Consider the following 25,288-nt stretch of genomic DNA (forward strand, 5'->3'; position numbering starts at 1 on the left):
CGTCGCCGCTGGTGGGATCAGAGGAAGCGTCTAACGCCGCGCGTACAGATTAGCGGCGCGTACGTTCCGCCCAACGTCACGCGCGAGTTCACCTACGTGAAAGTCGGATAGCGCCGCTGCTCGCGCTGTTGCAATCACGACGATGCCCGGTCCATGGACCGGGCATCGTCGTTTCAGGCCCGCGAGCACGCCGCCCCAACCAATTTGTAATGAAACATTACCTGCCTTTTTGGCGTCGGGTGCGATGTTGTCGGTAACTATGACCGGGTGATCCACCTCGGTGGCCTGCAAGGCTCGATGCACTGCCGTTTGGGCCTTTCGTCGTCAGAAGTTTGCGCCATCGCCTTGATTCAGCGTCAAGAAGCCTGCATCTGCGATTGCAATTTGCAACAAATGGCAACCTTTGGCGGCCTCCGTTTTAGATAGAGTCCATGTGTGGGCTGTGCCCGTCATGTGGAGCGACGCCGTCGTCGGCCGCCAGGAGAAGAGAAGTGAAAAAGACCGTTTCGTTTATCGTTGCCGCTGTGCTGGGTGTGGGGCTCGTCAGCGCAGCCGAGGCGCACGTTTCGGTGGGTATCGGTATTGGCATTCCCGTTGCACCGGCTTATCCGGTCTATGCTGCACCGGTCTACGCACCGCCGCCGCCCGTGTACTATGCGCCGCCGCCGGTGGTCTATGCGCCGCCGCCCGCAGTCGTCGTAGGCGGTTATGGCTATGGCTACTACGGCCATCCGTACTGGCGCCATCATGGCTACTACCGTGGCTATCACGGCGGCTGGTACCGCCACTAAGCTCGACGGATGATGCCGGGTGGCGCAGCCGCCACCCGCCAGAAGTTTTCCGCAACGGCGCAACGCCGGCTCATGCCGCGTTGCGCCGTTTGCTTTTCAGGCACTCGTCACGCGGCGCCTGTAGTCTGGACGATCAGATCGCGGTAGCCGTGCACGATCACGCTGTATGAGAAGTACGCGAAGAGCAATGCCGACAGCACGTGGCATGCGCGCAGCAAGCCCGCGCCGGCACGCTTGCGGCCATGGCTTGCGAGGCCGCACAGGAACAGCGTCCAGCCCAGTCCGCCCAGGAAAAAGCCCACGAGAAACACGGCCGCGGAGCCCGCGGTCGTGGCGCCCGATTTCGCGATGAGCGCGCCGCCCACGGCAGCGAACCAGAGAATCGCGCTAGGCGAGGACATGGCGAGCAGCACACCGCGCGCGAAGCTGCGCAGCGGGTTGGGCTTGGGCAGGGCGCCGTCGGCGTTGCCTTCCACCGGCGGCGCGGCATCCGGATTGAGCGCTTCGCGCGCCATCTTCCAGGTGAGCATCAGCAAGAGGGCTGCGCCACCGATCCACACGACCCAGCGCACCGCATCGAATTGCAGCAGCGCCGCCATCCCGGCAAGCGCGAGCGCGGCGTAGGCCAGATCGCCGAAACAGGAGCCGATACCGAGCCAGAAGCCCGGCCTGAAGCCGTGCGAGAGCGTGAGCGAGATGCACGCGACGTTGACGAGGCCGATGTCGAGGCACAGCGAGAGCGACAGAAAAAAGCCGTCGGAGAGCAGGGAAAGGTGAGGCATGTAACGTTGATTGTTGTTGTGCCGCGCCGCCCGGCGCGAGGGATGCGTGATGGGCGGTGCGGCGTGCGTGCGCCGCTCGTTGGCCGCTTCGGGGTAAGCGGTTCGAACGGCGCTCAGTGGTACGGGTGTGGCACCTGAGCGGCTCGCTCAGACGCCCATGCAGAGATACTTCAGCTCGACATATTCGTCGATGCCGTACTTCGAGCCTTCGCGTCCGAGCCCCGACTGCTTGACGCCGCCAAACGGCGCAACCTCGTTCGAGATGAGCCCGGTGTTGATGCCGACCATGCCGTACTCGAGCGCTTCCGCCACGCGCCACACGCGGCCGATGTCGCGGCTATAGAAGTAGGATGCGAGGCCGAACTCGGTGTCGTTTGCGAGGCCAATCACTTCGGCTTCGTCGCTGAAACGGAATACGGCGGCGACCGGGCCGAAAGTCTCCTCGCGTGCGATCAGCATGTCGCGCGTGACTTCGGCGAGCACGGTCGGCTCGACGTAACGGCCTTCCACCACGTTGCCGCCCGCGACAAGCTTCGCGCCCTTCGATGTTGCGTCCCCGATGTGCTGCGTCACCTTCGCAACGGCGGCGTCGTCGATCAGCGGTCCCTGGTTGATGCCGTCCTCGAAGCCGTTGCCGACCTTGATCTTGCGCGAGGCGGCGGCGAGCTTTTCGACGAACGCGTCATAGACCTTGTCGTGCACGTAGAAGCGATTCGTGCACACGCAGGTCTGGCCCGCGTTGCGGTATTTCGAGATCACGGCGCCTTCCACCGCAGCGTCGATGTCGGCGTCGTCGAACACGATGAAGGGCGCGTGGCCGCCGAGCTCAAGCGCGATTTTCTTCACGGTGGGCGCGCATTGCTGCATGAGAATGCGGCCCACCGGCGTGGAGCCCGTGAACGAGAGGTGGCGCACGATGTCGCTTTCGCAGAGCGCCTTGCCCACCTCGATCGAATTGGCCGAATCGGCGGTGACGACGTTGAATACGCCTCTTGGCACGCCCGCGCGCTGCGCGAGCTCGGCGAGCGCAAGCGCGCACAGCGGCGTCTGCTCGGCGGGCTTCACGACGATCGTGCAGCCCGCGGCGATGGCGGGCGCGACCTTGCGGGTGATCATCGCGACCGGGAAATTCCACGGTGTGATCGATGCGCATACGCCGATCGGCTGCTTGAGCACGACGAGCTTGCGGTCGGCCGCCGGACTCGCGAGCACGTCGCCGTTCACGCGCTTGGCTTCCTCGGCGAACCATTCGAGGAACGAGGCGCCATAGAGCACTTCGCCGCGCGCCTCGGCGAGCGGCTTGCCCTGCTCGGCGGTCATGATCGCGGCGAGGTCGTCGGCGTGCTCGATCACGAGGTCGAACCAGCGGCGCAGCACGGTCGCGCGCTCCTTGCCGGTCTTCGCGCGCCAGGCGGGCAGCGCGGTGTGCGCGGCGGCGATGGCACGGTGCGCCTCGGCGGCGCCGAAGTCGGGCACGCGGGCAATTTCCGTGTTGTCGGCGGGGTCGAGCACGGCGAAAGTGGCCGCGCCACCGCTCCATTCGCCGTCGATCCAGGCGCGCGTCTTGAAGAGTGCGGGATCCTTCAGTTGCGTCAGGCGTTCGGATGCGGACAGGCTCATCATCGTGTCTCCTCAATGCGTGAGCGGCGCGGCCCGAAGCGGGCCGTATCGCGGTGAGCGCGGCGTCGCGAAGGCGTCGCGGATGTGCGGCAAATCAGCGGGCAGCGTGGCGGGCCGCAAGCCCGCGATCCTCAAGCGCGCCCGAGTCCGAGTTCTTCGTAAAGCCGGTCGACGCGCGTCTTCACGTCCTGGGTCATCTCGATGGCGCGGCCCCATTCGCGGTCCGTTTCACCGGGCCACTTGTTGGTGGCGTCCAGGCCCATTTTCGAGCCGAGGCCCGCAACCGGCGATGCAAAATCGAGATAGTCGATCGGCGTATTTTCGACGAGCACCGTGTCGCGCGCCGGATCGATACGCGTGGTGATCGCCCAGATCACTTCCTTCCAGTCGCGGATGTCCACGTCGTCGTCGACCACGACAATGAACTTCGTATACATGAACTGGCGCAGGAAGCTCCACACGCCGAACATGACGCGTTTTGCGTGCCCGGGGTAGCTCTTCTTCATCTGCACGATCGCCATGCGGTAGCTGCAACCTTCGGGCGGCAGATAGAAGTCGGTGATCTCCGGGAATTGCTTCTGCAGCAGCGGCACGAACACTTCATTCAACGCGACGCCGAGCACGGCCGGCTCGTCGGGCGGCTTGCCTGTATACGTGGAGTGATAGATCGCGTCGCGCCGCATCGTGATGCGCTCGACCGTGAAGACAGGAAACCACTCCTGTTCATTGTAATAACCGGTGTGGTCGCCGTAGGGGCCTTCGAGCGCGTGCTCGTACGCGGCGCTCGCGCCTTTCGTGGGGCGCGGCGGTGCGCCTGCGGGCGCCGGTGCGGGTTCATGAGCGCCGTTTTGCACGTGATCGCGCGGATAGATGAAGCCTTCGAGCACGATCTCCGCGCGCGCCGGGACCTGGAGCGTGTCGACGCCGGGCGTGAGGCATTTCGCAAGCTCGGTGCGCCCGCCGCGCAGGAGGCCCGCGAACTGGTATTCGGAGAGCGTGTCGGGCACCGGCGTGACGGCGCCGAGGATGGTCGCCGGGTCGGCGCCGAGCACGACCGCAACCGGGTAAGGTTTGCCAGGGTTGTGCAGCGCGAATTCGCGGAAATCGAGCGCGCCGCCGCGGTGCGCGAGCCAGCGCATGATCAGCTTGTTGCGCCCGATCAGCTGCTGGCGGTAGATGCCCAGGTTCTGGCGCGTCTTGTTCGGTCCGCGCGTGACCGTGAGGCCCCAGGTGATGAGCGGACCGGCGTCGCCGGGCCAGCAGGTCTGGATGGGCAGCTTCGCAAGATCGACGTCGCTGCCTTCCCAGACGATCTCCTGGCAGGGCGGGGCGCTCACGGTCTTGGGCGCCATGTCCCAGACGGCCTTGGCAAGCGTGAGCAGCTTGCCCGCATCCTTCAGGCCGCGCGGCGGCTCGGGTTCCTTCAGTGCGGAGAGCAGGCGCCCCACGTCGCGCAGCGACTCGAGCGCCGCGCCGTCGCCGGCGCTCTCGGGCGCGTCGATGCCCATGCCGAGCGCGACGCGCCGCGGCGTGCCGAAAAGATTGCCGAGCACGGGGAACGCATGGGTCGCGCGGCTCTCGAATAGCAGGGCGGGGCCGCCGGCGCGCAGCACGCGGTCGCAGAGCTCGGTCATTTCCAGCACCGGGGAGACAGGCTGCGGCACACGGCGCAATTCGCCGAGCGTCTCCAGGCGACCGACGAAGTCGCGCAAGTCTTTGTATTTCATCAGGATAGGGTCGGAGCCGCAGCGCGCGGCGGGTGCAGAGGCAAGACGATTGTCGATTTTACCTGTGTTACTTGACGCACGCTGTCAGTCATATTGGGTAACCGGCCGCAGACGCGCTTGGTACGTGGGTCTGCCCGGATTGAACACTGTTCATCATTACAATTAGTTATAGATTTGACATTCTATAGTGTTGACGATCTATTAGAGCCTGCTAGAATCCGTCCACACTGGTTGCAGGGCTTGCAATTTTTAGCCACCGTCCCGGTCCTTCAGACGCAACGCGTCGCCGTTTAGCCGATTCCCTGCACGGCTCTTCACGGTCTAGATTGGTTGTCTTCGCCGGCGCCTCTTTGCGCCGGCTGTTCGCGTGAGAACTCCCCACGCGCGCCCAAGGCGTGCCCAGTAGTTCGGGAGGAGTTCCACCTACGGCGTTCTTGCCGTTTTCCCGACGCCGCTGCCGCACTAGCCAGGGCGCGCGGTGTCTTGATCCTGCGATTGCCAATGGGCCTCGCGCCGACTTCGGTCGCCGGATCATGCAACATGGGGAGATCTGTTAGATGAATACCTGGTTATCGTGGTGGCGCGCCGACGAGCGTCTCGCTCCGGGGCTGCGTGCGCTGCTGCGACGTGGCACGCGTCTGAGCCACCACTTGTTCAGCATTGTCGGCGGTTGCGCCGTCCTGGTCGCGCTCGCCATCTGGTTGCTGCCCTCGTGGCGCGGCACGCTGGCCGCACGCATGATGCCCTTTGTCACTGCTGCCGTGCAGGCGGGTCCCGCGCGTCTGCTGCAGGGCAATCCGCTGCCCGCGTTCCCGCAGCCCAACGCCGGAACGGACGAAGACGGCAACGCCGACGGTGCGACCCTGCCCACGGCGCTGCTTTCCGACGCCGGTGCGCCTCGCGGGAACGCGACGAGCGCCGATGTGGCGACCGGCGGCTCGAACGGCACGGTGGACCACGTCGCGAACAGCGTCTCCAAGGGCGGCATGGCCACGCTCGACGCGGTCACGCTCAACGGTCTCGATCCGCGTTCGCTGCCGAGCGTCGGCACGCTGGCGCGCATGATCCCGTCGCAGCGCATCGCGCCCGACGCCCGCGACGACCGCGTGCTGGTTTCGGCGCGCGAGCAGGCGCTCGTCGCCACCTATATCGCGCGCCGCTATCGCGTGGCGCAGGAGCCGGTCGGCGAGCTCGTGCAGGCCGCCTTCGACACCGGCCGTGAAGTGGGTCTCGATCCGCTGCTGCTGCTCGCGGTCATGGCGATCGAGTCGGGCTTCAACCCGTACGCCGAGAGCGGGGTGGGCGCGAAGGGCCTCATGCAGGTCATGTCGAAGGTCCACTCGGACAAGTTCCAGTACTTCGGCGGCCAGCGCGCGGCGCTCGATCCGCTCGCGAACATCAAGGTTGGCGCGCTGGTCCTGAAGGACTGCATCGCGCGCGGCGGCTCGCTGCCGGGCGGCCTTCGTTTGTACGTGGGCTCGACCTCGCCGGACGACGGCGGCTACGGCGCCAAGGTGATGGCCGAACGTATGCGTCTGCGCGACGTGGCCCGCGGCCGCAACGTGCCGATCAATGCGCCTCAGGCGCCCACCACCACGGCCAGCGCGCCGGTGCAGAAGGTGGCGAGCGTGAACGGCGATAAACGCGTGCACGTGACGCTCGACAACGCGCATGCGCTGGTGGACAAGTCCGCCACGTCCGACAAGGCGGCGCCCGAACAGGACGACGCCAGCAATGGCGCCAGCACGGCGGCCCAGAAGCACAGCCAGCCCGAACTGGGCGCGTAAGGCTTCATCGCGAAAGAGCGGACAAGACGAAAAAGGCACCCTCGGGTGCCTTTTTCTATTGCTTCTTCGATTCCTGCCCTGGTTCGGGGATCAGCGGTTGAAAAATGTTCTCAACCGCTCGACGGCTTCTTCAAGCCGCTCGTAGGCCGTGGCGTACGAGAGCCGCACATATTGGCGCGGCGCGGCCACGCCGAAGTCCATGCCCGGGACCATCACCGTGCCCGCCTCGTGCAGCATGGCGCGCGTGAGCGCGTCGCTGTCGCCGGCAGCCGGGTGATTGACGCTCGTGCAGTCCGCGTAGACGTAGAACGCGCCGTCGGGCATCACGGGCACCGTGAACCCGAGCGATTCGAGCGCGGGCGCGATGAAGTCGCGGCGGCGCTTGAATTCCAGCCGGCGTGCTTCGTAGATGCCCAGCGTCTGTGGCTCGAAACAGGCGAGCGCCGCGTGCTGCGCGAGCGCCGACGCGCAGATGAACAGGTTCTGCGCGAGTTTTTCGAACGCGCCGACCAGCGACGGCGGGACCACGAGCCAGCCGAGGCGCCAGCCCGTCATGTTGAAGTACTTCGAGAAGCTGTTCACGGTCACCACGTCGTCGCCGAAAGAGAGGGCGGAGACGGGGTGCGCGTCGTAGCTCAAGCCTTGATAGATCTCATCGACGATCGTGAAGCCGCCGCGCGCCCGCACGGCCTTCACGATGCGCGCGAGCTCGTCGGGCTCGATCGACGTGCCGGTGGGGTTCGACGGCGAGGCAAGCAGCACGCCGCGCGTGCGCGGCGTCCACAGGCGCTCGACGTCGCTCGCGGTGAGCTGGAAGCGCGCTTCGGGGCAGCTCGGCACGAGCACCGGCTTGCCTTCCGCGGCGGCGACGAAGTGCCGGTTGCACGGATAGCACGGGTCGGGCATGAGCACCTCGTCGTCGCGATCGACGAGCGCCGTGCAGGCGAGCAGCAGCGCCGCCGAGGCGCCGGCCGTCACGACGATGCGCGCGGGATCGACTTTCAGGCCGTACGCATGCTCGTAATGCGCGGCGATCGCCTCGCGCAGCGCGTGGATGCCGAGCGCGTTCGTGTACTGCGTGACGCCGCGGCGCAATGCAGCGGCGGCGGCCTCGACCACGGGCTCGGGCGCCGTGAAGTCCGGCTCGCCGATGCCCATATGGATGATGTCGCGTCCGGCGCGCTCGAGCTTCGCGGCCTCCTTCGCCAATTCCATGACGTAGAAAGGCTGGATCTCGTCGACGCGCGCGGCAAGCCGCAGCAGCGGTTCGGCAACGGTGTTCATGCGGGTGTTTCCAGTGCTGGCAGGCGATGCGGCGCGCGGGAAGCCGGTGGCCTGACGGCCTGGCTCCACGCGCCGTATTGCGATTACGACTTGCGGGCGGCCTGGGCCTCGGTGGCGCGCAGTTGCGCCGCGAGCTTGTCGAGCACGCCGTTCACATACTTGTAGCCGTCCGAGCCGCCGAAGGTCTTCGTGAGCTCGACCGCCTCGTTGATGACGACGCGATACGGAATGTCGACGTGGTGCTTGAACTCGTAGGTCGCCACGAGCAACACCGCGCGCTCGACGGGCGAGAGCTGCTCGATCGGACGGTCCAGACACGGCGCGATGGCGGCGGAGAGCTCCTCCGATTCGCGGATCACGCCGTGCAGGAGCGCGTCCAGATGCTCGTGGTCGGCCTTGTCGTAGCCCTGCGAACCGCGCAACTGCGCGTCAATCTCGCCGGCGGGCACACCCGACAGCAGCCACTGATACAAGCCCTGCGTGGCCAGTTCGCGGGAGCGGCGGCGCGCGCTCTTCATTGCTGTTCCTCTTCGTCTTCCTCGTCTTCTTCGTCGTCGCCGCCGTCGAGCTGCTCGAGCGCCACCGTGAGGTTCGCCATTTCGACGGCGACGCGCGCGGCGTCACGACCCTTTTCGGTCATGCGCGCAACGGCCTGCTCGTCGTTCTCGGTCGTGAGGACCGCGTTGGCGACCGGCACGCCGAAGTCGAGCGCGATGCGCGAGATGCCCGCGCCGCTTTCGTTCGAGACGAGCTCGAAGTGGTACGTCTCGCCGCGCACGACCGCGCCGAGCGCGATCAGGGCGTCGAACTGGCCGCTTTCGGCGAGCTTTTGCAGGGCGAGCGGGATTTCCAGCGCGCCCGGCACGGTGACGAGCAGCACGTCTTCGCCCGTGACGCCGAGGCGCTCGAGCTCTTCGATGCAGGCGTCGGCGAGGCCGTTGCAGACGGGTTCGTTAAAGCGCGACTGAACGATGCCGATGCGCAGTCCGTCGCCGTCGAGGTTCGGTTGGTATTGTCCGATTTCCATGTGGTGTCCGTAGGTTCGGTTGAGCGTGGTGACGCGTGAAGTGGGGCCTGCGGCTTAATGCGCTGCGCGGTCAGCCGTGTCCGGCGGGCAGGGTGCTTCGGTTTCGCTGCCCGGCATCGGCACGAAGCCGGTGACTTCGAGCCCGTAGCCCGACATGCTGCCGAGGCGGCGCGGCTTGGAGAGCACCTGCATGCGGCCCACGCCGAGCTCACGCAGGATCTGCGCGCCGATGCCGTAGGTCTTGAAGTCCACGGGCCGGCGTGCGAGCGCCTCCGCGCGCTCCTTCTGGTCGAACGCCTTGAAGACGTCGATCAGATGTTCCTTGGTGTCGCCGCAATTGAGCATGACGATCACGCCGAGGTCGCGCTCAGCGATTTCGCGCATGGCGGCGTCGAGCGTCCACGAGTGCGTGGACGAGCCCGTTTCCAGCAGATCCAGCACCGAGAGCGGTTCGTGCACGCGTACCGGCGTGTCTTCACCGGGCTTGGGCGTGCCGCGCACGAGGGCGATGTGCGGCGTGCGCGTGGGGTGGTCGACGTACATGACCGCGCGGAACGCGCCGTGGGCCGTGTGCATGGTGCGCTCGGCCACGCGCTCGACGATCGACTCGGTGCGGCTGCGATAGTGGATCAGGTCGGCGATGGTGCCGATCTTGATGTTGTGCTCCTTGGCGAACTCGATGAGATCGGGCAGGCGCGCCATCGTGCCGTCGTCCTTGATGACCTCGCAGATCACCGCCGCCGGCGTGAGGCCCGCGAGCGCCGTGAAGTCGCAACCCGCCTCGGTGTGGCCCGCGCGCACGAGCACGCCGCCTGGCTGCGCCATGATCGGGAACACGTGGCCGGGCTGCACGATGTGCTCGGCGCGCGCGTCGTGCGCGACGGCCGTCTGGATCGTGCGGGCGCGGTCGGCGGCGGAGATGCCGGTCGTGACGCCTTCGGCCGCCTCGATGCTCACCGTGAACGCCGTGCCGTACTGCGTGCCGTTGCGGTAGGTCATGAGCGGCAGGTTGAGCAGCTTGCAGCGTTCCTGCGTGAGCGTGAGGCAGATCAGGCCGCGGCCGTACTTCGCCATGAAGTTGATGGCCTCGGGCGTCACGAACTCCGCTGCGATGACGAGGTCGCCCTCGTTTTCCCGGTCTTCTTCGTCAACGAGGATCACCATCTTGCCGGCTTTCAGTTCGGCGATGATCTCAAGGGTGGAGGCGAGCGTCATGATGGGATTTTGGCTGGAAAGCGCACATTTTACGCCACGCGGGCGGGCGCGTCGCCCAGAACGGAGGGAGCGCGCGGGGTTTTGAGGCTGGCGGGCGCTCTGGCGGGTTCGCCGGCGTCGTGCGTTTGTGTGGCCCGGCGCGGATCAAGCGCGCACGAGAGTTGGCCGAACGGCCAGCTAGCCCCGGCGTGGCGCCTTCGCGACAATAGTAACGCTTGACGTTATTAACGAGGAGCGTTACTATCCATGACGATTACATCATTTGCCTGCCGGGACACCGCCGTCCTCTTCACGGGGCGCCGGGTTGCCCGATTTGCCGCAATCGAATCGGTCGCCATGCGCAAGCTGCAGCAAGTTCATGCCGCAGTCTCGCTATCGTTTTTGCGCGTGCCGCCCGGCAACCGGCTGGAGCCCCTGAACGGCGACCTCGAAGGGGCGTACAGCATCCGCATCAACGCGCAATGGCGCATCTGCTTTTATTTCGCGCGCGGCGAGGCTTCGCAGGTGCGCATCATCGACTATCACTGAGGAGCATTGCTATGGCACGGGAAGTACCGCTGGCCACTCCGGGCGAGATCCTGAACGAAGACTGGCTCAAGCCGATGGGCATCAGCCAGTACGCGCTCGCCAAGGCGATTGGCGTGCCGCCGCGCCGCATCAACGAGATCGTGCTCGGCAAGCGCGCGATCACGGCGGACACGGCCGTGCGGCTCGCCGTCTATTTCGGCACCGACGCGCGCAGCTGGATGGAACTGCAGGCGCACTACGACACCGAACTCGCGCGCGAGGCGCTCGCCGAAGTCCTCGCGAACATTCAGCCACATGTGCGTGCGGTGGCGGCCTGAGCGCCGGCGCGTCCGGCTTGCGGCTTGCCACGCGCCGGGCGCTCAGCGCAGGACGATATCGTCGGCGAGTCCCTTCGTGAGCTCCAGCGCCTGGCGCTCGAACAGGCGCCGGTAGAGCCCGTTCTCGCGGCGCACGAGTTCGTCGTGCGTGCCTTCCTCCGCAACGCGCCCGCGCTCGAGCACCAGCAGCCGGTCGAGCGCACGCACGGTCGAAAGCCGGTGCGCGACCACGACCGTCGTGCGGCCCTCCATCAGGCGCTCCATGGCCTGCTGGATCAGCACTTCGCTTTCGCTGTCGAGGCTCGAGGTCGCTTCGTCGAAGATCAGGATCGGCGCGTTGGCGAGGAACGCGCGCGCGATCGCGACGCGCTGGCGCTCGCCGCCCGAGAGCTTCACGCCGCGCTCGCCCACGAGCGTCTCGTAGCCGCGCGGCAGCGCCATGATGAAGTCGTGTGCGCTCGCGAGCTTCGCCGCGCGCACGATCTCGTCGTGGGTCGCGCCGGGTCTCGCATAGGCGATGTTCTCCGCGAGCGAGCGGTGGAACAGCACCGGCTCCTGCTGCACGATGGCGATCTGTGAGCGCAGCGACGCCTGCTGGATCTGCGCGATGTCCTGGCCATCGATCGTGATGCGGCCATCGGACACGTCGTAGAGCCGCTGGATCAGCTTGATGAGCGTGGTCTTGCCGGAGCCCGAATGGCCGACGAGCCCCACGCGCTCGCCCGGCGCGATGCGCAGCGAAAGATTCGCGTAGAGCGGCCGCTCGTGCGCGCCGTAGCGGAACGTCATGTTCTCGAAGCGGATGTCGCCGCGGTCGATCACGATGGGCGGCGCGTCCAGCCGGTCTTCGATGCCAAGCGGCTGGGCATCGAGCATCACGAGCTCTTCCATGTCGTTGACCGAGCGCTGCAGGTTGCGCACGTGCATGCCCACGTCGCGCAGATAACCCTTGAGCAGGAAGAAGAGCGTGAGCGCGAAGGTGATGTCGCCCACGCTCGCGAGCCCGCGCGCCCAAAGCAGCAGCGCCGAGCCCAGAATGGCCGCCTGCATGGCCACCAGCAACGCGCCCTGCACGCCACCGTTGAACGTGCCGCGCCGCCAGGTGCGGCGCGTGCGGCTGTCCCACTTCGCGATCACGCGCGCGAGCCGGGCTTCTTCGCGCGTTTCCGCGCCGAACGCCTTGACGACGGGGTTGCACGAGACGGCGTCGGCGAGCGCGCCACCCATCTTCGTGTCCCACTGGTTCGCCAGCCGCGCGGAAGGCGCGACGTAGAAGAGCGAGAGCGAGACAGTAATGGCGAGATAGAGCGCCGAACCGACTCCGACCACGAGACCCATCACGTGCCACTGCACCGCGAGCAGAATGGTCGAGCCGACGAGCATCACGAGCGACGGGAAGAGGGCGACGAGCAGCGTGTCGTTGAGCAAGTCGAGCGCCCACATGCCGCGCGTGATCTTGCGCACGGTCGAGCCGGCGAAGCTATTCGCGTGCCAGTCGGTCGAGAAGCGCTGCACGCGGTGAAAAGCGTGCGTCGCGACCTCGCTCATCATCCTGAGCGTGAGCACGATGATGTTCTGGAACGCGGCCTGGCGCATGAGCGTGCCGCCGAGCCCGAGCGCCGTCAGCGCCCAGAACGCCACGACGGCGGCGTGCCAGGCGGCGGCGTTGCCGCTTGCGGCGTCGTGCGCGAGCGCGTCGACGAGCTGGCCGGCGTAGTGCGGCGTGAGCACGTCGGCGAGCGCGCCGAGCAGCGCGGCGAGGGCGACGGCGCCTACACGCCACGGCTGGCGCGACCAGTGCCGGAACGTGAAGCCGAGGACATTGCGGAACGTCTGTCCGCCCGAAGCGAGTTGTTTGTCTTGGTCTGCCATGGACAGCGTGCTCCGGACGCGAGGCCCGGAGACTCTTCAGGAATGCGATGAGCGGAAAACGGGGTCTGCGCGTTCAGTGACGCAATTCGGGCACTTCATGCCGAACGTAAAACCTCGAAATCGCTGGAAAGCGGCGCGGCGGCAAGCATGCCGCCAAAGACGCGCCGCGCGGCGCAGCGGACGCGGTCAGCGTGCCGGAAGCGGAGTGTGCGCGAAGTGTGGCATCACCCGAACCGGCGGCATGACGGCGGCCATCTCGATTACTGCCATCTTTGCCTCCTTCATTGAGTTCGGGTGGAGAGACCGCGGCGCGCCGGTCGGCGCCCGCGAGGGACGAATGGGGAGTCTACCAGCGCTGCAGAATATGTGCTTGCACGCGGTGCGGAGTGGGCTGTGCGTGCGCGCCGTTCTTGTCGCGTGTCACTGAGAGGGGCGTCCCGCGAACTGCGCGGGCACGCGCCGTGGCAGGCCGCTCAGTCCTGAGCTATGCCGTTGCCTCGCGAGGAGGAGAGCATCCGCTCCACATACCGCGCAATCAAATCGATTTCGAGATTCACCTTCGAGCCCGCCACGAGATGCTTGAGCGTAGTCACTTCAACCGTGTGCGGAATCAGGTTGATCGAAAACTCGCAGCCGTCGGCGCGGTCGTCCACGGAGTTCACGGTCAGGCTCACGCCGTTGACCGTGACCGAGCCCTTGTAGGCGAGGTAGCGGCCGATCTCCGCCGGCGCGAGGATGCGCAGCTCGTGCGACTCGCCCACGGGCGCAAAACGCGTGACGGTGCCGAGGCCGTCGACGTGGCCCGAGACGATATGGCCGCCCAGGCGGTCGTGCGCGCGCAGCGCCTTTTCGAGGTTCACTTCGCCCGTGTCGGCGAGGCCCACGGTGCGGTTCAGGCTCTCGCGCGAGACGTCCACGTCGAAGCTCGCCGCCGACTTCTCGATCACGGTCATGCACGCGCCCTGAATGGCGATGCTGTCGCCGAGCTGCACGTCCTCGAGGTCGAGGCCACCCGCGTTGACGGTGAGGCGCACGCCCGCGTCGGCGTCGCTGCCGAGCGGACGGATCGATTCGATGCGGCCCACGGCCGCGACGATTCCGGTAAACATCTGGCTGTCCTTTATCTGTTCGTTCAGTGTGTTCGGGAGAATCATGGTGCCTCCCCGTCCGCGTGGGCATCGGCGCCCGCAGTCGGGTCCGCATTGGGGTCATCGTGCACGAGGCGCGCGAGGATGCGCAGATCCTCGGCGACGCGCTCGACCGAGTGGAAGGCGAGGCGCGTGCGCGCATCGAGCTTCGCAGGTGCGACAAGGTCGAACATGCCGAGCGCGTTCGTGCCGAGCAGCGAGGGCGCGAGATAGACGAGCAGCTCGTCCACGCAGCCTTCGCGCAACAGCGATCCATTGAGCTTGTAACCCGCTTCCACGTGCAGCTCGTTCACGCCGCGCGCGGCCAGCTCGCCGAGCATGGCGGGCAGATCCACCTTGCCGCGCTCATTGCCGATCGCGACGATCTCGGCGCCGCGTGCGCGCAGTGCGTCGGCGCGCTCGGCGTTGGTGTCGTCTAGCGTGGCGCAGAACACGAGCGTGGGCGCACCCACGAAGATCTGCGCAAGCGGCGAGGCGTCGAGGCGGCTGTCGACGAGAATGCGCCTGGGCTGGCGCGGCGTGTCGATCGCGCGCACGGTCATGCGCGGGTCGTCTTCCTTCACAGTGCCGATGCCCGTGAGGATGGCCGAGGCGCGTGCGCGCCAGGCATGGCCGTCGGCGCGCGCGGCCTCGCCCGTGATCCACTGGCTTTCGCCCGAGGGCAGGCCGGTGCGGCCGTCGAGCGACGCCGCCACTTTCATGCGCACCCAGGGGCGCTTTCTCGTCATGCGCGAGACGAAGCCGATATTCAGTTCGCGCGCCTCGTTGGCAAGCAGCCCGCAGCGCACTTCGACACCCGCGTCGCGCAGTATCGAGAGGCCGCGCCCCGAAACGAGCGGGTTCGGGTCTTCCATCGCCGCGATCACGCGCGCGACTTTCGCCTCGATCAGCGCGTTCGCGCAGGGCGGCGTGCGGCCAAAGTGGCTGCACGGTTCGAGCGTCACATAGGCCGTCGCGCCGCGCAGGTCGTGGCCGCGCGCACGCGCGTCCTTCATTGCCTGAATTTCGGCGTGGTCGTGGCCGGCGGGCTGCGTGAAGCCTTCGCCAATCACCACGCCGTCCTTCACCAGCACGCAACCGACGCGCGGGTTCGGATCGGTCGTGTACAGGCCGCGCACCGCGAGGGCGAGCGCACGCTGCATGTGGGCGAAATCGGCTTGCGAAAACATGTCGTGCTGGCTCCGGGGCGTTGCGGGTGAGGGAGGGCTGCGAGGCGTGCCGCCCCGCCTTCGGCTGGCTGCCGCGTGCTTTGTATGTGCTTGGTGCGAGCTTGGTGCCTTACTGCTCGGCGAACGCGCGGCGCGCAACGGCAATCGTCTCGTCGATGATCGCGTCGTCGTGCGCGCTCGACACGAAGCCCGCCTCGTAGGCCGAAGGTGCGAAGTACACGCCCGCATCCAGCATCTGGTGGAAGAAGCGGTTAAAGCGCGTCACGTCGCTCTTCGTGACTTCCGCGAAGCTGCCCGGCACCTTGTCCGCGAAGTAAAGGCCGAACATGCCGCCGACCGAATCCGCGACGAACGGCACATTCGCTTCGCGCGCGGCCTGCGAGAGACCTTGCGCGAGACGCGCGGTCTGCGCCGTGAGCTGCTCGTAGAAGCCCGGCGCCTGAATGAGCTGCAGCGTCTTCAAGCCCGCCGCCACGGCGATCGGGTTGCCCGAGAGCGTGCCCGCCTGATAGACAGCGCCGTTGGGCGCGAGGTGGTCCATGATCTCGCGGCGGCCGCCGAACGCCGCCGCCGGCATGCCGCCGCCGATCACCTTGCCGAGGCACACGAGGTCCGCCTGCACGCCGTACAGCGCCTGCGCGCCGCGCAAGCCGACGCGGAAGCCGCACATCACTTCGTCGAAGATCAGCACGCTGCCGTGCTTGGCCGTGAGGCTGCGCAGTGCGCCGATGAACTCGGGCGTGGCCTTCACGAGGTTCATGTTGCCCGCGACCGGCTCGACGATCACGGCGGCGATCTCGTCGCCGAACGCCTTGAACGCTTCTTCGAGCGCCGCGACGTTGTTGTACTCGAGCACCGTGGTGTGCTTCGCGGTGTCCACCGGCACGCCCGCCGAAGTGGGGTTGCCGAACGTGAGCAGGCCCGAGCCGGCCTTCACGAGCAGGCTGTCGGCGTGGCCGTGATAGCAGCCCTCGAACTTCACGATGCGGTCGCGCTTCGTGAAACCGCGTGCGAGGCGCAGCGCGCTCATGGTGGCTTCGGTGCCGCTCGACACCATGCGCACCTGCTCCATCGACGGCACGATCTTGCAGATTTCCTCGGCGATCTCGATCTCGGCCTCGGTCGGCGCGCCGAACGAGAAGCCATTGGCGAGCACGCGCTGCACGGCTTCGAGCACTTCGGGGTGCACGTGGCCGACGATCATCGGGCCCCACGAGCCGATATAGTCGATGTAGCGCTTGCCTTCGGCGTCCCAGAAGTACGCCCCTTGCGCGCGCTCGATGAAGCGCGGCGTGCCGCCGACCGAGCGGAACGCGCGCACGGGCGAGTTCACGCCGCCCGGAATGGTGCGCTGGGCGCGTTCGAAAAGGGCCTGGTTCGTGGACGAGGTGTTGGACATGAGTGCTGGACCTGCGAGAGTGGTGTTTGCGGTGGCGTGGGGCGCGGCAGGCGTTGCCCTGGCGCGCTCCACGCTCTGACCCATGCGGCTGGGGCCGGTCAACTGAGGTGCCGGGCCAGGCGCCAGCGATGGGGCGTTTATGCCGAAATTGTACCGGAGTCGCGCCGAACGGGCCGAGGGCCGCACCGGGCGGCGGAGGGGGCGGCGGCGGGGCACCGGCGCGCACTGCGCGGACGGCGCGGACGGCGCGGACGGCGTGAGGCAGCCCTTGCACCGGCGCGTACCGCACGGACGGCGCCAGCCAGGCCTTCTCCAGACTTACCCAGCCGCGTGCATCGCCGCGACCGCTGCCGCCGGCATGGGCCGCCTGCCGGTCAGCTCGGCCCAGCGCTTTTCCAGCGCGCCCTCGGCGATCGGCTTGATGACGGTGCCCGAGCTCTGCGCATCCCAGGTCTGCACGGAAAACGGATGCACGCGCAGCGCGTCGCGCGCGATCACGACGTTTTCGCTGGCGTCGACCAGCCAGTCGTAGACGAAGTCGATGCACAGCCGGTAGCCGCGCTTGTACGCGGGATCAGGCACCTCGTAGGGCGCGCGTGTCACATAGCCGGAGCCGAACAGGCCTCGTGGCTCGGAGGCGACGCGATGCAGAAAGACGCGGTCGCCGGGCAGGATGCCGCGCGCGAAGCCGCAGCCCCATGTGTCGGCAACGGCTTCGCCCGCCTGCACGCGGCGTGCGAAGTCGGACAGCTCGGGCCAGGGCCACTTCTTGGGGCTCCAGATCAACAGGTAGGCGCTCATGGGCGAAAGTCGCGCCTCGCGGCGCATTGCAGGTCAAGAAAGGGCGAAAGAGGGCGAAAAGGGACGAGCAGGGCGCAGCTTAGCGCAAAGCGGCTGCGGCGCGACACGGACTCCGTTGCAGCCGGCCCGCGCGGCGCGACCCTGCGGGGCGCCGAAAGCGAAAATTAAGCCTCGGGTACAATGCTTCGGCTACGTAGCCGCTTCTCGCGCCGCATTGCGTCGCGATTGCGACCCGAAGGGACGCAACCGGCCCATGCCGAAGCGGCGCAGAACATCGAGACCGAGCCCCCGGCCACGGTCCGCTCCTCATCGATTCCATGTCCCATTCCCCGCGACGCCGGCCCGATGGCCGGCTGATCCTGTTGCTCGGCGCGCTCGCCGCCTGTGGCCCGCTCGCCACCGACATGTACTTGCCGAGCCTGCCCGCCATCGCCCAGTCATTCGGCGTGAGCGCGGCCGCAGCCGCCATGACGCTCACGAGCTTCATGGCGGGCTTCTCGATCGGCATGCTGCTCTACGGTCCGCTCTCCGATGCCTACGGCCGCCGCCCCGTGCTGCTCGGCGGCATCGCGCTCTTCACGCTCGCGAGCGTCGCGTGCTGGCTCTCGTACTCGGCGGGCGAGCTCACCGTCGTGCGCTTTTTGCAGGCGCTCGGCGCGGGTGCGGCCTCGGTGCTCGCGCGGGCGATCGCACGCGACGCGCACGAGCCGTCCGACGCGGCCAAGGTGCTCTCGATGGTCGCCATCGTCACCTCGATCGGCCCGCTGCTCGCGCCGCTGATCGGCGGGCAGTTGCTGCTGCTCGGCGGCTGGCGCGTGGTGTTCGTCGCACTGACGCTGTTCGGCCTCGCGTGCGGCGTTGCCGCCTGGCTGCGCGTTCCCGAGACCTGGCCGGCCGAAAAGCGCGAGAGCGCCGCCGTGCTGCGCTCGTTCGCGGCGTACGGGCGCTTGCTGCGCGACCCGCTCGTCTGGGGCCACATGCTGTGCGGCGGCATGGCATTCGCCGCGATGTTCACCTACATCTCGGCCACGCCGTTCGTCTATATCGAGTACTTCCACGTCTCGCCGCAGCACTACGGCCTGTTCTTCGGTGCGAACGTGTTCGGCATCATGCTCGGCAACTTCCTCAACACGCGCTTCATCGGACGCATGGGCACGCTGCGCATGGTGTCGATGGCCTCGACGGTCAGCATCGCCGCGTCGTTCTTCGTCGCGCTCATGTGCGTGACGGGGTGGGGCGGCCTGTGGTCGATCGTGACCGGGCTGTTCTTCGTGGTGGGCGTGGTCGGCCTGCTCAGCGCGAACTGCGCGACCGATCTGATGTACCGCTATCCGAAGAACGCCGGCGCGGCCGCGGCCGTGTTCGGCGCGACGCAGCTCGGGCTTGGCGCCTTCGCGAGCATCGTGGTCGGCTGGTTCCCCGGCGTCTCGCCGCTCGGCATGGGCTGCACGATCGGCGCGTGCGGCGCGCTCACCTGGGTCGGCCGCAGCATCGTCGTGAAGTGGCACGGGCGGCCCGCGCCGGGCGCTCAGCAGGCGGCGCCGAACGCGTAAGCGCAGCCAGCCGGAAGCACACATGCAAAACGGGACGCCGAGGCGTCCCGTTTTGCATGGCGTCACGCTTTCATTGCATCAATTGCGGCAACGCCATTGCACGTTCGCGCGTTCTCGTCGCGTCAATCGCTTGCACGCGCCGACGAAGACGCGCCGTGGCTCAGCCAGTCGAGCACGGCGGAGGCGTCGTCATCGGCATGCTCGCGGGCCTTTTCGACGGCATCGCCCATGTCCGCATCGGGCGACGCGCGGCGGATCGCGACGCCCACCGCGAGAATGTCGATCATCAGCAGATGCAGGACGCGCGAGATCATCGAAAGCTGCGACTCGCGCATCTCGATGTGGTCGGTCTCGAGCGCCACGGTCGCGCGCTTGGCGAGCGGCGTGTTGCTCGAGGTGATCGCGATCACCTTCGCGCCGGCCTGCATGGCGACGTCGAGCACGCGCAACAACTCGGGCGCGCGGCCCGACTTCGACACGGCCACGATCACGTCGCCCTTGCCGAGCAGGGCGGCCGAGGCCGCCTGCATGTACAGGTCGCCGTAAGCGATAGTCGGGATGCCGAAGCGAAAGAACTTGTAGTGCGCGTCCTGCGCGACGATGTGCGAGTTGCCGAGGCCATAGAACTCGATGCGCCGCGCGCCGTTGAGGAGCGTTATCGCCTGTTCCACATGCTCGAAGTTCAGATGCTCGCGCAGCTGCAGGATGGCCGAGACGGTGTTGTCGAGCACCTTCGCGCCGAAGTCGGTGGCCGTGTCGCCCAGATGCACCTGGCTGTGGCTCACGGGAATCGTGCCCGTGAGGCCCGTGGCGAGCTTGAGCTTGAAGTCCGAGAGCCCCTGGCAGCCGAGCGAGCGGCAGAAGCGGATGACCGTGGGCTGGCTCACGTCGGCCTTGCGCGCGATGTCGACGATCGGGTCGTTGATGATCGAGCGCGGATGGTTCAGCGCGAGGTCGGCCACGCGCCGCTCGGCGGGCGTGAGCGCGTCGCGCATCTGGCGGATGCGCTCGAATACTGCCGACGATCCGCCGCCCGCGCGATTCGAGAGCTGCTCCGCGAGGATCGCCGAAACGCCGAGGAACGCCGGGTATTCGGCGGTGATGACATAGGTCGGCACGTTCGCGAGGTAGGCGTCGAAGCGCCCCTTGGCCTCGAAGCGCTGGCGAAACGACGAACGCGTGAACAGCTCACCCAGGCGCGGCACCACGCCGCCGCCGATATAGATGCCGCCGAGCGAGCCGAGCGTCATCGCGATGTTGCCCGCGAAGCTGCCGAGAATGCCGCAGAAGCATTCGACGGTTTCCACGGCGAGCGCCTCGCCGTCGTGCGCGCGCTTGACGATCTCGCCCGTGTCGATGGTCGCGGCCGGCTTCTTCTTGTCGCGCGCGGCCAGCGCGCGATAGATGAGCTCGATGCCGGGGCCCGCGCACACGCGTTCGAACGACACGTGCGGCCACTTCTTGCGCGCGAACTGCAGCACGATGTCCTCGCGCTCGTCCTGCGGCGAGAAGCTCGCGTGGCCGCCTTCGCTGCCGAGCGCGATCCAGCGGTCGTCGGCGGGAATCAGGCCCGAGACGCCGAGGCCCGTGCCCGGCCCGAGCAGGCCGATCACGCTGTTCTGGCGGCGCTGGCCGCCGCCCACCTGGGTGCGCTGCGTGTCGGTCAGGCCCGGCAGCGCCATGGCGAGCGCGGTGAAGTCGTTCACGACCAGCAGCGTGTCGAAGCCGAGCGCGCGGCGCGTGGCTTCGATCGAAAAGGTCCAGTCGTGATTGGTCATGCGCACCTGATCGCCGTCGACCGGGTTCGCAATGGCGATGGCCGCGTGGTTCACGCGGCCGATCTTTGTGTCCTTCAGGTACTGCTGGATGACCTGGGCGACGCCCGGATAGTCGGCGCACGGATACACGCGCACCTGACCGATCTCGCCCGGGCCCGTCTCCAGCGCGAAGCGCGCGTTGGTTCCGCCGATGTCGGCGAGCAGCCGCGGTCCGTCGGCGTGCTGGCCCGCGCCAGGGGCGGATTTGTTAGGCGCACCAGTAGACATCGAGTCTCACTCCCTTGTCGTTCGCCAGCTTCGAGATGGCGTTGTTCTGTTCTGCCGCGGCGGCCTGTTGCAGCACGTCGAGCTTGCGCTGGCCCGCGATCAGCAGGAACAGGCGATCCACCTGGCGCAGCGCCTGCATCGACCAGGAGACGCGCGCGTGCGGCGCCGCCTGCGGATGCACGGCCACGAACGGGCGCGCCGTGGTGATGGCCTCGTGCCACTCGGGCGCGTCGGCGAAGATCGAGGCCGTGTGGCCGTCCTCGCCCATGCCGAGCACCGCGACGTTGGGCAACAGGCGCTGCGGGTCCGCGTTGAGCGCGGCGACGTGCGCGTCCAGCGTCTGCGCGACATCGACGAGCGGCAGGAAGCGCGCGTGCGCCGCCTCGTTCTTCAGCAAGGTCTCGTGCACGAGCCGCGCGTTGCTGGCGGGGTCTGTCTCGGGCACCCAGCGGTCGTCCACCAGCGTGATGTCGGTGCGCGCCCAGTCGAAGCGGTGCGTCGACAGGGTTTCGAGAAATGGACGCGGGCTCGTGCCGCCTGAAACCGCGAGCGTTGCACGGCGCACGCCGGTGCCGGGTGCGGCTGTCAGAGCGGCGAGCGACGCATGTAGCGCGTCGCCCACGGCTCGCGCCAGCGCGTCGGATTGGACGCGCGGGTCGTCGAATACGTGAAGCTCGATCACTTCTCCTCCAGGCGGCTTTTTTGTCGATCTGCGTGGGTGTTCATCTATTCCGTTCAATTCTCTTCTTCGAGCCAGCAGGTGCCGTGCTGCGCCAGCATCGCGCTCGAGGCCGCCGGTCCCCACGTGCCCGCCGCGTACGGCTTGGGCGGGCGCGGCGAGGCGGCCCATTCGTTGAGGATGGGCTCGACCCATTTCCATGCGGCTTCCTGTTCGTCGCGGCGCACGAAGAGGGCGAGGCGTCCGTTGATCACGTCGAGCAGGAGACGCTGGTACGCCTCCATCTGGCCTTCGCGGAAGAACTGGTCGAACGCGAGGTCGAGGTGGACGCTCGCGAGGTTCATGCCCTCGCCGGGTTGCTTGGCGAGACAGTACAGACGAATGTTCTCATTGGGCTGCAGGCGAATCACCAGACGATTCGAGCCGGGGCGCAGCGCGGTCGGGCCCAGCGCCGAATGCGGCACGGGGCGGAAGTTCACGACGATTTCCGCGACGCGGTCGGCGAGGCGCTTGCCCGTGCGCAGGAAAAACGGCACGCCGGCCCAGCGCCAGTTTTCGATCTCGACGTTCAGGGCGACGAAGGTTTCGGTGCGGCTATCGGGCTTCACGCCGTGCTCGGTCGCATAGCCCGGCACCTGCTGCCCGCGAATCACGCCCGCATGGTACTGGCCGCGCACGGCGACCTTGCTGATATCGGCGGGATTGATGGGCTTGAGCGCACGCAGCACGCGCAGCTTCTCGTCGCGCACCGAGTCCGAGTCCATCGAATGCGGCGGCTCCATGGCGACGATCGAGAGCAGTTGCAACAGATGGTTCTGCACCATGTCGCGCAACGCGCCGGTGTTGTCGTAGAAGTCGCCGCGCGCTTCCACGCCCAGCTCTTCCGCAATCGTGATCTGGATGCTCTCGACCCACTCGCGGCGCCACAGCGGCTCGAAGAGCGCATTGCCGAATCGCAGCGCGAGCAGGTTCTGCACCGGCTCTTTGCCGAGATAGTGGTCGATCCGGTAGATCTGCTCTTCGGCGAAGATTTCGCCCACGGCGTCGTTGATCGCATTGGACGACTTGAGGTCGTAGCCGAGCGGCTTTTCCAGCACGATGCGCGCGCGCTCGTTCAGGCCGACCGAGGCAAGCGCGCGGCAGATCGGCACGAACAGCGACGGCCCCGTGGCCAGATAGAACACGCGGATGCCGGGCAGCGACGCGATACCGTCGCGCAGGTGCGTGAAGTCTTCGGCGCGCGAGAGGTCGAGCTTCACATAGTCGATGCGCTCGAGAAAGCTCGCCCAGGCGGCCTCGTCGAGACCGTTCTTCGAGACGTGCGGCTTGACGTGCTCGTTGACCCACTGGAGGTACTGGTCGCGATCGTCCTCGTGGCGCGCGACGCCCACGATTCTCCCCGACGCGGCGAGCATGCCCGAGCGGTGCGCTTCGAACAGGGCCGGCAGGATCTTGCGCATCGACAGGTCGCCGGTGGCGCCGAAGAGCACGAACGTGAAGCCTGAATCGGTAGGGCTTTGCATAGTCTCCGTCACAGTCCAGAAAGGCCGCGGGAACAAGTTCCAGCGGGGCTCGCGCAGGATGCCGATCGAGCTCCGCCTGGGCGGCCGTAGTCCGATAAAATTTTTTTTGACACTGAATTGTAGTTTAACTACAATCCAAATCAAGAGGTAACGTTCATTCGATGAAAAAAGCGTAGGCAAGCGCGGCGCAGCATAGGTTTGCGGCGGTCCTGCACACGTTTTTCGCGGGTGGACGGAACGTCCCTCATGTTAACGGACAATGGATTCGTCCATGTACCTTCCCGGCGCTCAGTCGGGTCTCTCAATGAGGCCTGCCGGACACCGGAAGCGGGGATGTTCGGCCGCCGCGCCTCTATGACCGGTGCGCGCGGCGCCTTGACTGGTCGAGCGTCGCGTCTCGCGCGCGCGGCCGGACAAAATCAAAAGAGGAGACAGTCTTTGCGTTCCGAACTACTCATCTCTTGAGCGTCCTGCGGCCGGACACCGGCCCGCGGCCCGCGCGCATCCAAAGAAAAAACGCGCGCGCGGCATTCCGGCGCCCGACCCGTCCAGTGTTTTGCCTGTTTTTGTGCCTGTACTAACCACACCGCACCCTGGTGACATCAGGGGCCAGCTGTTCTTACTGATCAGGTGTCTGGAGGAGATAAGCAATGAAATTCCGAGCGATCATGGGCGCCCTGTGCGCCGCAGGTCTCATGGCCGGCGTCGCGACCGCGCAGGCGGCCGAGTCTCTCGAAGTGCTGCACTGGTGGACTTCGGGCGGCGAATCGAAGGCCGTCGGCGTGCTCAAGGACGACATGCAGAAGCAGGGCTATGTGTGGAAAGACTTCGCGGTCGCCGGTGGCGCGGGCGCGGCGGCCATGACCGCACTGAAGACCCAGGTGATCTCGGGTAACGCACCCACGGCAGCACAGATCAAGGGCCCGCTGATCCAGGAATGGGCAGACCAGGGCGTACTGGTGCCGATCGACGCCGCCGCTGGCGACTGGAAGGCCAACCTGCCGCCGCAAATCGACAAGATCATGCGCGCGGATGGCCACTACGTTGGCGCGCCGTTCTCGGTGCACCGCGTGAACTGGCTGTGGATCAACAAGGCGGCGCTCGACAAGGTGGGCGGCAAGGCGCCGACCACGTGGCCGGAGTTCTTCGCGCTGGCCGACAAGCTCAAGGCCGCGGGCTACCAGCCGGTTGCCGCGGGCGGCCAGCCCTGGCAGGACCTGACGCTCTGGGAAGACGTGGTGCTCTCGCAGGGCGCGGAGTTCTACAAGAAGGCGCTCGTCGATCTCGACCAGAAGACCCTGACCTCGCAGCAGATGGTGGGCGTGTTCGACACGGTCCGCAAGATCGAGTCGTACATGGATAACGCCCGCACGGGCCGCGACTGGAACCTCGCCACGGCCATGGTCATCAACGGCAAGGCCGGCATGCAGTTCATGGGCGACTGGGCCAAGGGCGAGTTCGCGAACGCGAACAAGCAGCCGGGCACGGACTACGTCTGCGCACCGGTGCCGGGCACCTCGAAGGCCTACACTTTCAATGTCGACTCGTTCGTGTTCTTCCAGCAGAAGGGCCAGAAGACGGCCACGCCGGGCCAGATCGCGCTCGCGAAGACGATCATGAGCCCGGCCTTCCAGGAGCAGTTCAGCCTGTACAAGGGCTCGATCCCGGTGCGTCTGGGCGTGGACATGAGCAAGTTCGACGCGTGCGGCAAGCAGTCTTACGCGGATGAGCAAACGGCGATCAAGGCCGGCGGCTATGTGCCCTCGCTCGCGCACGGCATGGCTCAGCCGGACGCAACGGCCGGTGCGATCACCGACGTGGTCACGAAGTTCATGAACTCGAACCAGGACTCGAAGAGCGCAGTGGAAGCGCTTGCGAAGGCCGCCAAGACCAAGTAAGCGAAGTCAGTCTGTGTAGTTGATGCAATGAGACAGGCGGAGTGCGCCGCATGCGGCGCACTCCGGGCATGACGGGTCGAACCGACCCCCATCATCGTGTGGAGTCCGTAATGTTTCGCACCG

General features: G+C 67.1%; 21 protein-coding genes. 6 read left to right on the plus strand and 15 right to left on the minus strand.

The genetic code is table 11. From position 1 onward, the window contains the following. Positions 1–491: 491 nt before the first annotated feature. Positions 492–791, plus strand: coding sequence for a hypothetical protein (locus BO1_RS00130; RefSeq protein WP_028215795.1), 300 nt, complete (start codon positions 492–494; stop codon positions 789–791). A 107-nt stretch (positions 792–898) separates the two neighbouring features. Here BO1_RS00130 and BO1_RS00135 read toward each other — a convergent pair whose 3' ends face one another. The 3 genes from BO1_RS00135 to BO1_RS00145 all read right to left on the minus strand — a co-directional run bounded on the left by BO1_RS00135 (position 899) and on the right by BO1_RS00145 (position 4,920). Beyond that, positions 899–1,573, minus strand: coding sequence for a LysE family translocator (locus BO1_RS00135; protein ID WP_028215796.1), 675 nt, complete (start codon positions 1,571–1,573; stop codon positions 899–901). Positions 1,574–1,720: 147 nt separating this feature from the next. Continuing rightward, complete coding sequence (locus BO1_RS00140; protein WP_245643671.1) at positions 1,721–3,196, minus strand: NAD-dependent succinate-semialdehyde dehydrogenase; 1,476 nt, start codon at positions 3,194–3,196, stop codon at positions 1,721–1,723. A 128-nt stretch (positions 3,197–3,324) separates the two neighbouring features. Continuing rightward, the gene (locus tag BO1_RS00145; protein ID WP_028215798.1) at positions 3,325–4,920 is read right to left on the minus strand and encodes a UbiD family decarboxylase; all 1,596 of its coding nucleotides are present in this window, start codon (positions 4,918–4,920) and stop codon (positions 3,325–3,327) included. Between the two features lie 557 nt (positions 4,921–5,477). Here BO1_RS00145 and BO1_RS00150 point away from each other — a divergent pair. Then, positions 5,478–6,707, plus strand: a complete 1,230-nt coding sequence (locus BO1_RS00150; RefSeq protein WP_028215799.1) for a transglycosylase SLT domain-containing protein — start codon at positions 5,478–5,480, stop codon at positions 6,705–6,707. A 90-nt stretch (positions 6,708–6,797) separates the two neighbouring features. Here the strand turns inward: BO1_RS00150 and BO1_RS00155 are convergent, their stop codons facing one another. From BO1_RS00155 to ribBA, 4 genes are all read right to left on the minus strand, one after another. After that, entirely contained in the window at positions 6,798–7,991 is a 1,194-nt protein-coding gene (locus BO1_RS00155; RefSeq protein WP_028215800.1) for a pyridoxal phosphate-dependent aminotransferase, read from the minus strand. Between the two features lie 83 nt (positions 7,992–8,074). Next, on the minus strand, positions 8,075–8,509 hold the full coding sequence (gene nusB / locus BO1_RS00160) for a transcription antitermination factor NusB (protein ID WP_028215801.1): 435 nt from the start codon (positions 8,507–8,509) through the stop codon (positions 8,075–8,077). Continuing rightward, on the minus strand, positions 8,506–9,018 hold the full coding sequence (gene ribH / locus BO1_RS00165) for a 6,7-dimethyl-8-ribityllumazine synthase (protein WP_028215802.1): 513 nt from the start codon (positions 9,016–9,018) through the stop codon (positions 8,506–8,508). The genes nusB and ribH overlap by 4 nt, the downstream gene beginning before the upstream one ends. Positions 9,019–9,072: 54 nt before the next feature. Beyond that, on the minus strand, positions 9,073–10,233 hold the full coding sequence (gene ribBA, locus BO1_RS00170; RefSeq protein ID WP_028215803.1) for a bifunctional 3,4-dihydroxy-2-butanone-4-phosphate synthase/GTP cyclohydrolase II: 1,161 nt from the start codon (positions 10,231–10,233) through the stop codon (positions 9,073–9,075). A 246-nt stretch (positions 10,234–10,479) separates the two neighbouring features. Here ribBA and BO1_RS00175 point away from each other — a divergent pair, with 246 nt between their 5' ends. Both BO1_RS00175 and BO1_RS00180 read left to right on the plus strand, forming a co-directional pair. Next, positions 10,480–10,761 (plus strand): type II toxin-antitoxin system RelE/ParE family toxin, encoded by a 282-nt coding sequence (locus tag BO1_RS00175; protein ID WP_028215804.1) that lies wholly within the window; start codon positions 10,480–10,482, stop codon positions 10,759–10,761. Between the two features lie 11 nt (positions 10,762–10,772). Beyond that, on the plus strand, positions 10,773–11,078 hold the full coding sequence (locus BO1_RS00180; RefSeq protein WP_028215805.1) for a HigA family addiction module antitoxin: 306 nt from the start codon (positions 10,773–10,775) through the stop codon (positions 11,076–11,078). Between the two features lie 42 nt (positions 11,079–11,120). On the opposite strand, the gene BO1_RS49170 is transcribed toward BO1_RS00180, so the two are convergent. The 5 genes from BO1_RS49170 to BO1_RS00210 all read right to left on the minus strand — a co-directional run bounded on the left by BO1_RS49170 (position 11,121) and on the right by BO1_RS00210 (position 17,467). Next, positions 11,121–12,950, minus strand: coding sequence for an ABC transporter ATP-binding protein (locus BO1_RS49170; RefSeq protein WP_043283456.1), 1,830 nt, complete (start codon positions 12,948–12,950; stop codon positions 11,121–11,123). 473 nt (positions 12,951–13,423) lie between these two features. Beyond that, complete coding sequence (locus tag BO1_RS00195; RefSeq protein WP_028215807.1) at positions 13,424–14,059, minus strand: riboflavin synthase; 636 nt, start codon at positions 14,057–14,059, stop codon at positions 13,424–13,426. Positions 14,060–14,100: 41 nt separating this feature from the next. Next, complete coding sequence (gene ribD / locus BO1_RS49175) at positions 14,101–15,267, minus strand: bifunctional diaminohydroxyphosphoribosylaminopyrimidine deaminase/5-amino-6-(5-phosphoribosylamino)uracil reductase RibD (RefSeq protein ID WP_043283457.1); 1,167 nt, start codon at positions 15,265–15,267, stop codon at positions 14,101–14,103. A gap of 109 nt (positions 15,268–15,376) precedes the next feature. Beyond that, complete coding sequence (gene hemL / locus BO1_RS00205) at positions 15,377–16,666, minus strand: glutamate-1-semialdehyde 2,1-aminomutase (protein ID WP_028215808.1); 1,290 nt, start codon at positions 16,664–16,666, stop codon at positions 15,377–15,379. A 318-nt stretch (positions 16,667–16,984) separates the two neighbouring features. Beyond that, entirely contained in the window at positions 16,985–17,467 is a 483-nt protein-coding gene (locus BO1_RS00210; RefSeq protein WP_028215809.1) for a hypothetical protein, read from the minus strand. A 317-nt stretch (positions 17,468–17,784) separates the two neighbouring features. Between BO1_RS00210 and BO1_RS00215 the strand changes: the two genes are divergently transcribed. Next, positions 17,785–19,020, plus strand: coding sequence for a Bcr/CflA family multidrug efflux MFS transporter (locus BO1_RS00215; protein WP_028215810.1), 1,236 nt, complete (start codon positions 17,785–17,787; stop codon positions 19,018–19,020). 122 nt (positions 19,021–19,142) lie between these two features. Here BO1_RS00215 and BO1_RS00220 read toward each other — a convergent pair whose 3' ends face one another. The 3 genes from BO1_RS00220 to zwf are packed head-to-tail and all read right to left on the minus strand — an operon-like array spanning position 19,143 to position 23,267. Next, complete coding sequence (locus tag BO1_RS00220) at positions 19,143–21,065, minus strand: bifunctional transcriptional regulator/glucokinase (protein WP_028215811.1); 1,923 nt, start codon at positions 21,063–21,065, stop codon at positions 19,143–19,145. Beyond that, on the minus strand, positions 21,046–21,747 hold the full coding sequence (gene pgl / locus BO1_RS00225) for a 6-phosphogluconolactonase (protein WP_028215812.1): 702 nt from the start codon (positions 21,745–21,747) through the stop codon (positions 21,046–21,048). Before pgl ends, BO1_RS00220 begins: the two co-directional genes overlap by 20 nt. 53 nt (positions 21,748–21,800) lie before the next feature. Beyond that, a complete protein-coding gene (gene zwf / locus BO1_RS00230) occupies positions 21,801–23,267 on the minus strand; it encodes a glucose-6-phosphate dehydrogenase (RefSeq protein WP_028215813.1) in 1,467 nt (488 codons plus the stop codon). Positions 23,268–23,917: 650 nt separating this feature from the next. On the opposite strand from zwf, the gene BO1_RS00235 reads away from it, so the two are divergent. Further along, entirely contained in the window at positions 23,918–25,165 is a 1,248-nt protein-coding gene (locus BO1_RS00235) for an ABC transporter substrate-binding protein (protein WP_028215814.1), read from the plus strand. Positions 25,166–25,288: the final 123 nt, after the last annotated feature.

The sequence above is a fragment of the Paraburkholderia oxyphila NBRC 105797 genome, from assembly GCF_000685075.1.
Lineage (GTDB): Bacteria > Pseudomonadota > Gammaproteobacteria > Burkholderiales > Burkholderiaceae > Paraburkholderia > Paraburkholderia oxyphila.

Coding starts and splice junctions, on each gene's coding strand:
- BO1_RS00220 (WP_028215811.1), bottom strand. CDS start 21,065: ATGTCTACTGGTGCGCCTAACAAATCCGCCCCTGGCGCGGGCCAGCAC.
- BO1_RS00145 (WP_028215798.1), bottom strand. CDS start 4,920: ATGAAATACAAAGACTTGCGCGACTTCGTCGGTCGCCTGGAGACGCTC.
- BO1_RS00135 (WP_028215796.1), bottom strand. CDS start 1,573: ATGCCTCACCTTTCCCTGCTCTCCGACGGCTTTTTTCTGTCGCTCTCG.
- BO1_RS00210 (WP_028215809.1), bottom strand. CDS start 17,467: ATGAGCGCCTACCTGTTGATCTGGAGCCCCAAGAAGTGGCCCTGGCCC.
- BO1_RS00195 (WP_028215807.1), bottom strand. CDS start 14,059: ATGTTTACCGGAATCGTCGCGGCCGTGGGCCGCATCGAATCGATCCGT.
- BO1_RS00175 (WP_028215804.1), top strand. CDS start 10,480: ATGACGATTACATCATTTGCCTGCCGGGACACCGCCGTCCTCTTCACG.
- BO1_RS00215 (WP_028215810.1), top strand. CDS start 17,785: ATGTCCCATTCCCCGCGACGCCGGCCCGATGGCCGGCTGATCCTGTTG.
- nusB (WP_028215801.1), bottom strand. CDS start 8,509: ATGAAGAGCGCGCGCCGCCGCTCCCGCGAACTGGCCACGCAGGGCTTG.
- BO1_RS00155 (WP_028215800.1), bottom strand. CDS start 7,991: ATGAACACCGTTGCCGAACCGCTGCTGCGGCTTGCCGCGCGCGTCGAC.
- BO1_RS00180 (WP_028215805.1), top strand. CDS start 10,773: ATGGCACGGGAAGTACCGCTGGCCACTCCGGGCGAGATCCTGAACGAA.
- ribBA (WP_028215803.1), bottom strand. CDS start 10,233: ATGACGCTCGCCTCCACCCTTGAGATCATCGCCGAACTGAAAGCCGGC.
- BO1_RS00140 (WP_245643671.1), bottom strand. CDS start 3,196: ATGATGAGCCTGTCCGCATCCGAACGCCTGACGCAACTGAAGGATCCC.
- zwf (WP_028215813.1), bottom strand. CDS start 23,267: ATGCAAAGCCCTACCGATTCAGGCTTCACGTTCGTGCTCTTCGGCGCC.
- ribD (WP_043283457.1), bottom strand. CDS start 15,267: ATGTTTTCGCAAGCCGATTTCGCCCACATGCAGCGTGCGCTCGCCCTC.
- hemL (WP_028215808.1), bottom strand. CDS start 16,666: ATGTCCAACACCTCGTCCACGAACCAGGCCCTTTTCGAACGCGCCCAG.
- ribH (WP_028215802.1), bottom strand. CDS start 9,018: ATGGAAATCGGACAATACCAACCGAACCTCGACGGCGACGGACTGCGC.
- BO1_RS00150 (WP_028215799.1), top strand. CDS start 5,478: ATGAATACCTGGTTATCGTGGTGGCGCGCCGACGAGCGTCTCGCTCCG.
- BO1_RS49170 (WP_043283456.1), bottom strand. CDS start 12,950: ATGGCAGACCAAGACAAACAACTCGCTTCGGGCGGACAGACGTTCCGC.
- BO1_RS00235 (WP_028215814.1), top strand. CDS start 23,918: ATGAAATTCCGAGCGATCATGGGCGCCCTGTGCGCCGCAGGTCTCATG.